Annotated in this window: 14 protein-coding genes; 8 read left to right on the top strand and 6 right to left on the bottom strand. The window is 39.4% G+C overall.

Translation table 11 applies throughout. The features are described 5' to 3' along the window. Nucleotide 1 precedes the first annotated feature (1 nt). Both purE and A3K93_RS12770 read right to left on the bottom strand, forming a co-directional pair. The gene (purE, locus tag A3K93_RS12780; RefSeq protein WP_067731553.1) at nt 2–514 is read right to left on the bottom strand and encodes a 5-(carboxyamino)imidazole ribonucleotide mutase; all 513 of its coding nucleotides are present in this window, start codon (nt 512–514) and stop codon (nt 2–4) included. A gap of 452 nt (nt 515–966) precedes the next feature. Continuing rightward, on the bottom strand, nt 967–2271 hold the full coding sequence (locus A3K93_RS12770) for an RNA-guided endonuclease InsQ/TnpB family protein (RefSeq protein ID WP_067731551.1): 1305 nt from the start codon (nt 2269–2271) through the stop codon (nt 967–969). Between the two features lie 58 nt (nt 2272–2329). Between A3K93_RS12770 and tnpA the strand changes: the two genes are divergently transcribed. Beyond that, complete coding sequence (tnpA, locus tag A3K93_RS12765) at nt 2330–2728, top strand: IS200/IS605 family transposase (RefSeq protein WP_067727883.1); 399 nt, start codon at nt 2330–2332, stop codon at nt 2726–2728. A gap of 86 nt (nt 2729–2814) precedes the next feature. Next, nucleotides 2815–3141, top strand: coding sequence for a hypothetical protein (locus tag A3K93_RS12760; RefSeq protein ID WP_157883280.1), 327 nt, complete (start codon nt 2815–2817; stop codon nt 3139–3141). Here the strand turns inward: A3K93_RS12760 and A3K93_RS12755 are convergent. Further along, entirely contained in the window at nt 3103–3444 is a 342-nt protein-coding gene (locus A3K93_RS12755; protein ID WP_067731549.1) for a DMT family protein, read from the bottom strand. The two genes, A3K93_RS12760 and A3K93_RS12755, sit on opposite strands and share 39 nt — an antisense overlap. Nucleotides 3445–3677: 233 nt before the next feature. On the opposite strand from A3K93_RS12755, the gene mpl reads away from it, so the two are divergent. After that, nucleotides 3678–5042 (top strand): UDP-N-acetylmuramate:L-alanyl-gamma-D-glutamyl-meso-diaminopimelate ligase, encoded by a 1365-nt coding sequence (gene mpl / locus A3K93_RS12750; RefSeq protein WP_067731548.1) that lies wholly within the window; start codon nt 3678–3680, stop codon nt 5040–5042. Nucleotides 5043–5667: 625 nt separating this feature from the next. Here mpl and A3K93_RS12745 read toward each other — a convergent pair. Further along, entirely contained in the window at nt 5668–5958 is a 291-nt protein-coding gene (locus tag A3K93_RS12745) for a GNAT family N-acetyltransferase (RefSeq protein WP_067731547.1), read from the bottom strand. Between the two features lie 16 nt (nt 5959–5974). Beyond that, nucleotides 5975–6256: a GNAT family N-acetyltransferase gene (locus tag A3K93_RS12740; protein WP_067731546.1), complete on the bottom strand. Its 282-nt coding sequence runs from the start codon at nt 6254–6256 to the stop codon at nt 5975–5977. 161 nt (nt 6257–6417) lie between these two features. On the opposite strand from A3K93_RS12740, the gene A3K93_RS12735 reads away from it, so the two are divergent. The 5 genes from A3K93_RS12735 to A3K93_RS12715 all read left to right on the top strand — a co-directional run bounded on the left by A3K93_RS12735 (nt 6418) and on the right by A3K93_RS12715 (nt 11545). Beyond that, nucleotides 6418–7614, top strand: coding sequence for a sugar transporter (locus tag A3K93_RS12735; protein ID WP_067731545.1), 1197 nt, complete (start codon nt 6418–6420; stop codon nt 7612–7614). Between the two features lie 324 nt (nt 7615–7938). Beyond that, a complete protein-coding gene (locus A3K93_RS12730) occupies nt 7939–8901 on the top strand; it encodes a TerC family protein (RefSeq protein WP_067731752.1) in 963 nt (320 codons plus the stop codon). A 154-nt stretch (nt 8902–9055) separates the two neighbouring features. Further along, complete coding sequence (guaD, locus tag A3K93_RS12725) at nt 9056–10378, top strand: guanine deaminase (protein WP_067731544.1); 1323 nt, start codon at nt 9056–9058, stop codon at nt 10376–10378. Nucleotides 10379–10593: 215 nt separating this feature from the next. Next, a complete protein-coding gene (gene hpt / locus A3K93_RS12720) occupies nt 10594–11121 on the top strand; it encodes a hypoxanthine phosphoribosyltransferase (RefSeq protein ID WP_067731543.1) in 528 nt (175 codons plus the stop codon). Nucleotides 11122–11287: 166 nt separating this feature from the next. Then, nucleotides 11288–11545 carry a GlsB/YeaQ/YmgE family stress response membrane protein gene (locus A3K93_RS12715; protein ID WP_067731542.1) on the top strand — a complete coding sequence of 86 codons (258 nt, stop codon included), beginning with the start codon at nt 11288–11290 and terminating at the stop codon, nt 11543–11545. Between the two features lie 65 nt (nt 11546–11610). Here the strand turns inward: A3K93_RS12715 and A3K93_RS12710 are convergent, their stop codons facing one another. Next, nucleotides 11611–12312, bottom strand: a complete 702-nt coding sequence (locus tag A3K93_RS12710; protein WP_067731751.1) for a DsbC family protein — start codon at nt 12310–12312, stop codon at nt 11611–11613. Nucleotides 12313–12398 lie beyond the last annotated feature (86 nt).

The following is a 12398-nucleotide window of genomic DNA, read 5'->3' as shown; positions in this document are numbered from 1 at the left end:
CTTAGGCTTGACCGGGAATATTTTTGCTTGCGACTTTCTCAGTTTGTGCTGCACGAAAATCTGCAACATTTTTGGCAATTTCAGGGCGGGTTAGACCTAAAATTTGCGCTGCCATAATCGCAGCATTGGTGGCACCTGCAGGGCCAATCGCCAAAGTACCCACAGCAATACCTGCCGGCATTTGCACAATTGAAAGCAATGAATCGACACCATTTAAAATCGATGATTTCACAGGAACACCAAGCACAGGAAGATCAGTTTTTGCCGCACACATACCCGGCAAATGCGCAGCACCACCCGCACCAGCAATAATCACCTGAATACCACGGTCACGTGCAGTTTCAGCATATTCAAATAAACGGTCAGGCGTACGGTGAGCTGAAACAACTTCGGCTTCAAATGGGACACCAAGTTGCTTAAGCATATTGGCAGTGTGTTCTAGTGTTGCCCAGTCTGACTGAGAACCCATGATGATTCCAACGAGAGGAGTGTCTTGTGAAGCGGCCGCATTCATTGCAATGTTTCCAGAGATTAGTTAAGAGAGATAAATCCCGACTAGCGCCAAGCTTTAATAAGAGCCGATATTATAGACTGAAATGCACGCGGTCTAAAGTTCAGCTTCATAATAAAAGTAAATTTATCTGTTTGTAAAAATAAGGGAAATCAAATAATTCCTTTTGCAGCATAAATACAAAACCCTGACAGACAATTCAGATAAAAACTGCATAAATATCAATCAAATTAAAGACTTTATAACTCAATTGAGAACAATAGGCAGGGCAGGCATATGTGGTACAAACTCCGGCTTTGGCTGCAAAATCCATCAGAAAATTTATGGCTCAATCCCGCTTTGGGTGCGATTTTTGCCATTTTCTTCTCTTTATTTGCCACAGTGAGCCGTTATTTTTTGACACACTCCCACCACTTTCGACTAGCTCAAGTGGAGGATTCTAAAAGCAAAAGCTCTTAGGCGACTCCCTCACGGATTTCGCTTGCTTTCTGCTTCACAAGGCGACCTTTACCGCATCCACCCTCCACAGACAAAACGGTGTGTCCCACCGCCAAAATATTGCGAGAAGCATTTATATCCGCATTCTCGCTAAAACCACACTCAATACAGTTAAAGTTTGCCTGAGTGAGCCTATTTTCTTTTGCAACATGACCACATGAACTACAAGTCTGACTTGTATATTTAGGGTCAACTTTAACAAGTAAGCCACCTCGCCATTGTTGCTTATACTCCAACATATCAACAAGCATTGACCACCCTTGATCTAGGATTGATTTGTTTAAGCCTGATTTGGCTTTAACATTCTTTCCTTTTTTCTCAATTGAGCCTTTTGCAGACTTCGACATATTAGCTACTTTTAAGTCCTCAACTACGATCATTGCGTGGTTTTTGCTGAGAGTTGTAGTGACTTTGTGCAAGTAGTCATGCCGAATATTGGCAATATGATGATGTAGTTTGTTAACTTTTAAATTAAGTTTTTTCCAATTTTCACTGAACTTGGTTTTCTTTTTCAACTTGCGTTGAAGTCTAGCTAATTTCACTTGATTGGCTTTAAAACTATTGATCGGGTTGAATACCTGACCATTAGAGGTTGTGACCAATTTCTTGATGCCAAGATCAACACCAATAGCTGATTTAGATGGGTGAATTGGTGTTTCAATTGTGTTTTCAACACCAAAAGAGATATACCACTTGCCAACATGCTTTGAGAGTGTGACGTTCTTAATCTCGCCTAAAATATCTTGTGATTTTCTAAATTTTACAACGCCAATATCACTAGGCAATTTAACTTGGTTGCCTTTAACCCAACAATACCTATTAAATTGAACAATACGAATTGAATCATAACCATCTGATTTTTTCTTGAATCGTGGCATGAGTGGTCTAAGTTGAATTTCATTACCATCGGGTAATTTAAAAAATTTTGGCTTCTTAGCTTTGAATGGTTTTTGCTTTAGCTTGGCTTGTTCTTTTTTATCGAAGAATTTACCCCAAGCATCACCAAGATCACGAACTTTTTGTTGAAGTGAGACACCATTTGAACTGTTTTCTAAAAAAGCACACTCAGGCTTTTTGCGCAATTCAGGGATTTTATTAACTAAATTAACTTTGTTAATTCGCTCATTATTAGCAAGCATCTCGAATGATGCAGCCAATATCTGATTCCAAACAAAACGTGCAGAACCAAGCAACTTGTTTAAAACAAGCTCCTGTTCTGCATTAGGCTCAAGCCTAAATTTGTACGCTTTGTTGATTTTCATAAATGAGTGTGTATGTGTTAATATGTATAAATACTACCACTAATTAAGCCATTCACCAATGACAGAAATATATAAAAACCGACATTCAGCCTTTAATTTGCATGTACATTTAGTGTTTATTACTAAGTACAGAAAGAAAATTCTAGGTGAGTTGCATCATAAGTATTTTATTGAGTGTGCATCTGAAATCTGCAAAGAGTTTGATGCGGAATTAAAGGAATGTAATGGTGAAGCTGACCATGTTCACATGCTTATTCAGTACCCACCGACAGTTCAACTCAGTAAATTGGTAAATAACTTAAAATCAGTAACAAGCAGAAGAATGAGAAATGAGTTTTTGGATTTACGTGGTAGTTATGCAAAACCTGTTTTGTGGTCACGCTCATATTTTGCAGGGTCTTGTGGTGGCGCACCTTTGGATATTATTAAAAAATACATTGAAAACCAACAAGGTTAAAATCCTTGAAATTCACCTCCACCCTGACTGTCGGGTGGAGTCCTCTTTCACTTTAAGATAGTAAAGCTGATCCTGAAGCGGAAACTTTGGATTATCCGTACATCAGTCTCGATATGTTTGAACTGAAAGACTTAATTACAGGTTCATTTGGTCCGATGGCACGCGACTGTGTAGCCAACTTAGAACTGAATCAACGTATGCTTAAATCCTTACATATGATTCAACACAACGTGCCTGAGCAAGTGCTACAGCAAGCAGCAGAGGAAATGGCTGTCGAGATCTTACAGCGCTGTTTAAAACATCTCGATTTTCAGCCTGATCAAGACGTTCTACTTCAAGAGTTTCAAGCACTTTTCCCTAAGCAATTTGCACGGTTAAGCACTACGGAAGACAAAATACACACAACCATATAAACATAAGGCAGCCCAAATATAGTCAAGCTTAAAGGGCTGTTTAAAGAGGAAAATCATAAAAGGTACAAAAACGAGTAAGGTCACCACTTCTTGGGTGATCTTCATTTCTCCCACCACCCAACCGTGTTTTGCCAAAAGACGTGTAGCAGGAATCATCAAGCTATATTCAAATAATGCAATAAACCAACTAAACAGCACCGCCTGCCAAATCGGGGCATCATGCGGCAAAAATTTTAAATGACCATACCATGCCAAGGTCATAAAACAGTTAGCACAAATCAGTAAGACAAACGCCCATGCCATGAAAATGATCTATCTTATAAAATGATTCGTTATTTTACGTTGAATTGATCTGAAGCTGTGTAAAGCGGATGATTTTTTTAAATCCATCGTCATCACAAGCTCTTTGCGATTTTCCATCATCGTGATGCTATCTTTTCGGTAAAAGCCTTGCTATCGTTGCCTGTAAATCGAATAAATCATGACAACAGCACAAAAACAAAGTGATGTGTCAGTTAAAAAACGGAGTGAAGTCGATGCATCTGCATATCTTGGGCATTTGTGGCACCTTTATGGGTTCGTTAGCACTGTTGGCGCGCGATCTTGGACATAAGGTGACAGGTTCAGATCAGAACGTATATCCACCAATGTCGACCCAATTGGAAAATGCAGGCATCACGCTCATGCAAGGTTATGACCGTAGCCATTTACAGCCGCATCCCGATTTAGTCATTGTTGGTAATGCCATGAAACGCGGCATTGATGCCGTTGAATATATGCTGAATGAAGGTTTACCGTATATTTCAGGTCCACAGTTCTTGGCTGACCATGTGTTACAAGGTAAACATGTCTTGGGTGTGGCAGGGACACACGGGAAAACGACCACTACAACTATGCTCGCTTGGGTACTTGATCAAGCAGGGCTTGAACCTGGCTTCTTGATTGGCGGTGTGCCACTTGGTTTTAGTGAAAGTGCGCGTTTAGGTGGCGGTAAATACTTCTGCGTGGAAGCAGACGAGTATGATTCTGCCTTCTTCGATAAACGTTCGAAGTTTGTGCATTACCATCCAAAAACGGCGATTTTAAATAACCTTGAATTTGACCATGCCGATATCTTTGATGATTTGGCTGCGATTCAAAAACAGTTCCATCACTTGGTACGTACCATTCCATCAGAAGGTCGCATTATCGCGCCCATCACCGAAACCAATATTGATGAAGTATTAGAGAAAGGCTGTTGGACGCCTGTGGTTCGTACATCTTTAGATGCCAATGACAAATCTGAACTCTATGCTGAGCAACTGTCTGAAGATGGTTCATGCTTTAAAGTGCTACAACACGGCGTAGTGAAAGGTGAAGTGCGTTGGAATATGACAGGGCAGCATAGTGTTGCTAATGCCTTAGCGACTATTGCAGCGGCGGAACATGTCGGTGTTTCCATTGAAACTGCATGTGAAGCCTTATCGAATTTTGGCGGTGTGAAACGCCGTATGGAATTGTTAGGTACAGTACGTGGCATTGAAGTGTATGATGACTTTGCCCATCACCCAACAGCTATTGATACCACCCTTGAAGGTGCACGTAAGCGCTTAGGCGAACGTAAATTGTGGGCGATCATTGAACCACGTTCAAACACCATGCGTATGGGTAGTCATAAAGATGGCTTAGCGCATTCAGCACGTTTGGCAGATGAAGTGATTTGGTACCAACCAGAAGGTTTAGATTGGGATTTGCAACCGATTGTGGACGCGGCACCTAACAAGGCGATTGTTGCTCGTAGCTTACATGACATTATTCGTACTGTCGTAGCTGAGGCAGGCGAGGGCGATGCTGTCGTGATTATGTCGAATGGCGGTTTTGGTGGCTTACATCAAAAACTGATTACGGCGTTAAAAGCTTAATTTAAATACTTGAGAGAAGCCGCGAAGCGGGCTTTTTTTATTTTTTGCATATTTTTTATACTTAAAAATGAACCTATTGCTTTAACTTTTACAGACATTAGAAAGCTATTGCTTGACCATCTGTTTAACAAAAGTATTTGAATATCTTTGACTTTAGTTGAATTGTTTCAATCTACTGTTCAGGATTAAAGTGCATATACAGTGTATATTTCATCACCACAAATTCTAATTTTAATAAAACTTTTAATATTTCAATGATAGGGAAATAGATGATTGCATAAGGATCTGATTTTAACGTTATTTGTGCTCTGCTGTAGCTGCTTTATGATTATTGGCTTACATCAGCTCCATATCTCTATGGAGGCAAATCTACTGATTAGTTCATGCATTCTCAGTTTCAGCTTACTCAAATATATTAAGAACACATTTCTTATTGCCTATGCTGTGTCTTTAGTACTTTGCATAATTTTTACTATTAATCCATACGAACACATGTTCATCAGCGCTATTGGATTATTGATGGGCTATACCTTGCACCGCTGCACACAGCAAAAAACCTTAAAAACAGTTCGACATTTCATGAAGCGTCGACCAACAAGTAAGCCTTGACCCTGAATAAAACCAGTTAGTTATTTCTGGCATTCACATCTGCAAAGCTTGAGTCTCGTCTAAACATCACATCAACATAAGAACACTGTGGAACAATTTTAAGTTGTTGTTCACGGGCATAACTAACTAAAGCATCCAACATTTTTCGGGCAACACCAGCCCCACGCTGACTTGGATCGACCCAAGTATGATCCGCAATAATGGTTTGCCGATCTTTATATTGATAACTAATTTCAGCAATACGTTGTCCAGCTTCTTCAAGTGCAAATGCACCGCCATGTTTTGATGTTTGATGAACGATAGTCATTTGATTGGTCTCTTATTTATCTTAAAACGTCACGTATTTCAGGATCTTTATCAAATACAGATTTAGCAAACGGGCATAGCGGAATAATTTTTACATTCTTATCACGTGCATATTTTACAGCTTCGTCTAATAGATAACGCCCAACATGCTGACCACGCAAACTCTCATCAACCCATGTATGATCAATAATAAATTTATCATCACCTGCCCATGAGTAGGTCATTTCAGCTAGGCGCTCTCCATTGGGTTCTACATACCATTCGCCTTTGTTATTATTTTCTTGATGGGAAATCTGCATTTCTCTGTTCTCGTCAAACATATTGTCATCATTAAGATTTGCATATTTATTGAACCAATACTGTTGGCTTTATATAAACACTCAAAATATTGCGTTTTATTTAGCCGCTAGAGTAGGTTCATGTATACACTACAGCTCTGTATTTTCTTCCCCTTGTTGTTATGTCTTCATCCAATCCTTCAACCAATACCACACGCCAATGGATCTGTGTGATTGCGCTTGCTTGCGCCGCTTTTATCTTTAACACCACTGAGTTTATTCCCGTTGCTCTATTAAGCGATATTGGGCGCAGCTTTGCTATGTCACCAACGGATGTTGGAATCATGCTGACGATTTATGCATGGATTGTGGCGCTGTTGTCTTTGCCCATTATGTTGTTAACCAAAAATATCGAACGCCGTTTTTTGCTAACCACACTTTTTTGCGTATTTATTGTTAGTCATGTGTTGTCTTATTTGGCTTGGAGTTTTGAGATCTTGGTACTCAGCCGAGTAGGGATTGCTATATCACATGCGCTATTTTGGTCACTTACAGCGTCGCTTGCGGTACGTGTTGCGCCTAAAGGTAAAGAGTTTCAGGCACTCGGGCTGCTTTCTACGGGGACAGCCATGGCGATGGTACTCGGTATTCCTTTTGGTCGAATGATTGGAGAAATGTACGGCTGGCGCAATAGTTTTGCTCTGATCGGAATTGTGGCGACAGTGGTGTGTTTAATTCTCGCCAAAACCTTACCGCTCTTACCAAGTGTCAATGCTGGTTCCATCAGCAGCTTAAAAAGCTTAATTCGACGTCCAAGTTTAATGCTGATTTTTGCGTTAACCGTGATTGTGATTAGCTCGCAATTCACCGCATATAGTTATATCGAACCTTTTGCACTGGATATTGCAAATTTAAGTTCGGGTCAAACTACGACTTTATTACTTATCTATGGTGGTGCAGGCTTCATTGGTTCGTATTTATTTGGCAAATTTGCACCGAAATTTCCAAAACTTACCATTCCATTTTTCACTTTAGGCTTAGCCGTTTCCATGTGTATGCTGTTGCCATTGTCTCATCACCTGATTGGCTTTAATGCACTGAGTATTTTGTGGGGCATTAGCATTATTGGTTTTAGTTTAGCTCTACAAGCAAAATGCCTAAATTTAGCCCATGATGCGACCGATGTCGCGATGGCGATTTATTCAGGTCTTTATAATGTCGGTATTGGCGGTGGTGCGCTGTTAGGTGGCATCGTAACGACTCAAATCGGTTTATCTAGTATTGGTTGGGTGGGTGCGCTACTTGCGGGCTTAGGTTTCTTGCTCACCTTATATTTAGTCAACCGAAAAGACTTCATTAAAGTCGTGCCAAACGCATGATTTACTTTTTGTAAATCGGTTTGTATTTAGACATTAAATCTGTCATGATTTTCAAACATTGAGTTATGACTCAATTATTGAATTTTGAACAAGGGGAGTAGCCTCCTCCAAACGTTTAAGCACTGTTATTTGACTTAAACGTGTCAGAATATCGTCATTACACTTCATATGAAGTCGGTATCTGAGCATTTCCATCTAAGACTGATAAAGACAGTTTTAGATGCAAATGTAGGCAAGACCTTGATCATGTTGTTATAGATGTTTTTTCATCTAGCAACTGGTCAAGGTTTTTTTTATGGCCAATTGTTAGATGTGGAGAAAACCATGCAAACGATTGGTACACCTTGGCTTTATTTAGCCTTCTTTAGCATTGTGATTGTCATGCTATTGATCGACTTTTTAGGCTTTAAACAAAAGAAAGATCAAGAAATTAAAATTAAAACTGCTGCCTATTGGAGTATTGCTTGGGTTTCAGTTGCCGCTTTATTTGGTGGCGGACTATGGCTTTATTTAGAGCAAACCGCAGGTGTTCAGATTGCCAATGCAAAAGTGATGGAATATTTCGCGGGCTATTTACTGGAAAAATCCTTAGCGATTGATAACGTCTTTGTTTGGCTGATGATCTTTGCTGCTTTTGCGATTCCACCTGTGCTGCAGCGTCAATTACTACTCTATGGTGTACTCGGTGCCATTGTGCTTAGAACCATTTTTATCTTTATTGGTGCATGGTTCGTTCAAGAATTCTCATGGGTGTTATACCTATTCGGTGCCTTCTTACTGTATACCGGTTTTAAATTCCTGAAAGGGCAGGATGATGACCCGAATATTGAAGATATGGCTTTACTAAAATGGTTACGTAAACATATGTGTCTTACACCTACGATGGAAGGAAATAAATTCTTCGTACGTAAAGATGGGATTTTATGGGCAACACCACTGTTTTTAGTTTTGATTTTGGTAGAAGCATCTGACGTGATTTTTGCGGTCGATTCGATTCCAGCAATTTTTGCGGTGACTACAGACCCATTTATTGTCTTAACTGCAAACCTAATGGCAATTTTAGGCTTACGTGCGATGTTCTTCCTGCTCTCAGGTGCAGCATCGAAGATGCATTATTTACCTTATGGACTTGGCATTATTTTGATTTTTATCGGCTTTAAAATGCTGATGCTCGATGTGTTCCATATGCCAATTTGGATCTCTTTGAGCTTTATCGTATTAGTCTTAGCGATTACCGCTTTTCTATCTATTCGTCACAGTAAACGACATCATGAAACCACACTTTAAGGTGTAAATTTAAGCCATCCGCAAGGATGGCTTTTTTAATATTTTAGTTCAAGTGTTCGAAAAAATAGAATAAGCATCACATAAATTGATTACATTTTTATACGATCAGTTCAGGTACAATGAATCGAAAAAATAACTGTGTATAGGGTTCTTCATGTCTGTTCATTTTGCAACTACAGCAATTCGTGGTCGTTTTCTAGATATTCAAAATATCGTGACAGACCCTAGAAAAATCCAAGAGCAGGTTCGCTATATTGAAGACGGATTACTCATTACACAGAACGGTAAAATTCAATGGTTTGGCACTTGGGAACAAGGACAATCTGAACTAAATCCAAGGATTGAAGTTCAACATTATCCTGAGCAGCTCATTGTCCCGGGCTTTATTGATACCCATATCCATTTTCCACAAACTGAAATGGTGGGTGCCTATGGTGAACAACTTTTAGAGTGGCTCAACACCTATACATTCCCCACTGAAATCCAGTTTAAAGATCCTGATTATTCAAAGAAAATTGCAGGATTTTTTGTCAATGAACTATTAAAAAATGGCACAACAACCGCTTTAGTATTTTGTACCGTGCACCCCGAATCAGTCGATGCCTTATTTGAAGCTGCAACTGCAAAAAATATGCGTCTGATTGCAGGTAAGGTATTAATGGATCGTCATGCGCCTGAAGCATTGACCGATACAGCGGAAACAGGCTATCAGGAGTCTAAAAATCTCATTGAAAAATGGCATGGCAAAGGACGTAACCTATATGCGATTACCCCACGTTTTGCGCCAACCTCTACACCTGAACAACTTGAAAAAGCAGGGCAACTAAAAGCGGAATATCCTGACGTTTATGTGCATACCCATTTAAGTGAAAATAAAAATGAAATTGCATGGGTTAAAGAACTATTCCCAAAACGTCAGGGCTATCTTGATGTTTACCATCACTATGGTTTAACTGGCGCTCAATCCGTTTTTGCACATTGTGTGCACTTGGAAGATGAAGAATGGCAATGTATGCATGACACAGATTCTGCTATCGCCTTTTGCCCAACATCGAATCTATTTTTAGGCAGTGGATTATTTCCATTAAAACGTGCATGGCAAGCTGGTGTTAAAGTGGGTTTAGGCACAGATATTGGCGCTGGAACCTCTTTCAATCAATTACAAACCTTGAATGAAGCCTATAAAGTACAGCAACTACAAGGTGAAAAACTGTCTGCTTTTGAATCGCTCTATCATGCCACCTTAGGCGGAGCAAAAGCGCTGAATTTAGATGATCAGCTGGGTAATTTCGAAGTGGGTAAAGAAGCAGATTTTGTTGTTCTCGACTTAAATGCTACAGCATTACAACAGTTACGCCAGTCAAATGCGAAAAATATTGAGGATACATTCTTTGCACTAATGATGCTCGGGGATGATCGAAATATTGCAGCCACTTATGTCTATGGACAAGCCGCTTATGTCAAAGAAACCTTCTAATAAAACCCTTAAACGTGCCGGTATTTTTACTGCACTTGGTCTGTTCATCATTTTTGGTTTAAAACGGGATTCACAAAAGCCGAAAAAATGATTACATTTACAACAAGCAAAATAGGTGCATCTACGTGGTGGATGTATTAAAATTGCAGGTATAACAGGTGTTGCAAGTCAACGCCTTTTTTATTTTGCTATTTTTACTTTTTAGGTATCTACCCATGACCGTTCAAATGAGCGTAATGATTTCCGCTGAAGAAATTCAAGCTAAAGTCAAAGAGCTTGGTGCTAAAATCGATGCACACTATGCTAATAGTGACAAAGAGCTTGTACTTATCGGTTTATTACGCGGTTCAGTGATTTTCATGGCGGACTTATGTCGTGCTATTACAAAACCACATGAACTCGATTTCATGACTGTTTCTAGCTATGGTGGCGGTACTGTATCGACGCGTGATGTCAAAATTTTAAAAGATTTAGACGGCGAGATTCGTGGTAAAGACGTATTGGTGGTTGAAGACATCATCGACTCAGGGAATACCTTAAGTAAAGTTTTAGAAATTCTGAAAACCCGTCAGCCAAATTCAATTGAATTATGTACGCTTGTCAGCAAGCCTTCACGCCGTGAAATTGAACTTGATGTTAAGTTCTTAGGCTTTGAAGTTGAAGATCGTTTTATTGTCGGTTACGGCTTAGATTACGACCAAAAATATCGTCATATTCCTTATATTGGCGAAATCGGTCTGTAATAGTTCCTGATTTAAAAGTGGCGCTCTGCCACTTTTTTTATGTCTTTTTTTAGAAGCAATGAACAAAAAAACAACATGTCTTTGCACTAGTCGACTGTTTCAAAGACATATTTTGTTTGATGATAGTAATAACAAATAAATGACTTGATAAGAAAGGAGCATCATCATGTGGTCAATTATTGTCGCGATTGTAGTTGGTTTTATCGCAGGTCTGATTGCACGTGCGATTCATCCGGGTGATGACAAAGCAGGCTTTATCATGACAACTGTGCTCGGTATTGCAGGTTCATTACTGGCGACATTTGCAGGTCGACTGCTAGGCCTTTATGCAGATGGCTCTGCTGCAGGTTTTATTGCATCTGTGATTGGTGCAATCGTCATCCTATTTATTTATAACATGGTTACCAAAAATAAATCGGTTTAATACTCTGGTCCAATCTCCCATTAAAAAGCACCCATTTGGGTGCTTTTTAATATCAAAATTTTGGCTTAAAGACTAAACTCAGCAAACATTTTTTCAAGTTGATCGGCAGGGTGGGCACCCATAAATTTTAAGCCGTTCGATAAAATAATGGCTGGCGTACCATTTAATTGTAATGATTTAGCCAAATCAATATTACGTTGAATTGGGTTATCACATGCTTTGGTCGAGGCTGGTTTTACACCTTTGACAATCAGATCATGCCAAGCCTGTTCAGGATTTTTCTCACAAAACAGTTGTTTCGATGGCGCTACAGACTGTGATTTTAAGGGCAACACAAAGGTATAAATTGTCACATCATTCAGCTTTGCCAATTCTAATTCAAGCTGTTTACAGTACGGGCAATTTGGGTCAGAAAAGATTGCCAATTGACGTTTCCCTGTACCTTTCACAGTTTTTAAAGCATCTTTTAATGGCAGTTTTTTCCAGTCGATACTGTTTTGCTGAATGAGTAAATCGCGAGTCAAATTATGCTGATCTTGTAAGCGGATCATTGAACCTGCAATGATATGTTTGGCATCTTCATTTAAATAAACGACTTGTCCTTGCATCGAAGCGCTATAGATCCCTTTCATTTCGGTTGCTTGGACATGATCAATCTGTAAATTTGTATGATTTTTCACAAGATTGGCTTTCACTGTATCTACATTCGCAAAGCTCAATGAGCTTACCAGCAAGGTAGTTGCCAACATGATTGTTGTTTTAAACATTAAAATAGAACTCATGATATTTTTAGTTCTTTGCATTCTAACCTTGTTCAATAAAAAAGAAATTCCGAATTACCTGAACTCACAAA

Origin of the sequence: Acinetobacter sp. NCu2D-2, assembly GCF_001647675.1 — a bacterium.
Classification (GTDB): Bacteria; Pseudomonadota; Gammaproteobacteria; order Pseudomonadales; family Moraxellaceae; genus Acinetobacter.
The sequence above is the reverse complement of the archived record's forward strand: the minus strand, read 5'-3'. Positions and strand labels throughout refer to the sequence as shown.

What these genes read in the sequence shown, in the direction of transcription:
- purE (WP_067731553.1), bottom strand. Translation starts at nt 514, where the DNA reads ATGAATGCGGCCGCTTCACAAGACACTCCTCTCGTTGGAATCATCATG.
- A3K93_RS12770 (WP_067731551.1), bottom strand. Translation starts at nt 2,271, where the DNA reads ATGAAAATCAACAAAGCGTACAAATTTAGGCTTGAGCCTAATGCAGAA.
- tnpA (WP_067727883.1), top strand. Translation starts at nt 2,330, where the DNA reads ATGACAGAAATATATAAAAACCGACATTCAGCCTTTAATTTGCATGTA.
- A3K93_RS12755 (WP_067731549.1), bottom strand. Translation starts at nt 3,444, where the DNA reads ATGGCATGGGCGTTTGTCTTACTGATTTGTGCTAACTGTTTTATGACC.
- mpl (WP_067731548.1), top strand. Translation starts at nt 3,678, where the DNA reads ATGCATCTGCATATCTTGGGCATTTGTGGCACCTTTATGGGTTCGTTA.
- A3K93_RS12745 (WP_067731547.1), bottom strand. Translation starts at nt 5,958, where the DNA reads ATGACTATCGTTCATCAAACATCAAAACATGGCGGTGCATTTGCACTT.
- A3K93_RS12740 (WP_067731546.1), bottom strand. Translation starts at nt 6,256, where the DNA reads ATGCAGATTTCCCATCAAGAAAATAATAACAAAGGCGAATGGTATGTA.
- A3K93_RS12735 (WP_067731545.1), top strand. Translation starts at nt 6,418, where the DNA reads ATGTCTTCATCCAATCCTTCAACCAATACCACACGCCAATGGATCTGT.
- A3K93_RS12730 (WP_067731752.1), top strand. Translation starts at nt 7,939, where the DNA reads ATGCAAACGATTGGTACACCTTGGCTTTATTTAGCCTTCTTTAGCATT.
- guaD (WP_067731544.1), top strand. Translation starts at nt 9,056, where the DNA reads ATGTCTGTTCATTTTGCAACTACAGCAATTCGTGGTCGTTTTCTAGAT.
- hpt (WP_067731543.1), top strand. Translation starts at nt 10,594, where the DNA reads ATGACCGTTCAAATGAGCGTAATGATTTCCGCTGAAGAAATTCAAGCT.
- A3K93_RS12715 (WP_067731542.1), top strand. Translation starts at nt 11,288, where the DNA reads ATGTGGTCAATTATTGTCGCGATTGTAGTTGGTTTTATCGCAGGTCTG.
- A3K93_RS12710 (WP_067731751.1), bottom strand. Translation starts at nt 12,312, where the DNA reads ATGTTTAAAACAACAATCATGTTGGCAACTACCTTGCTGGTAAGCTCA.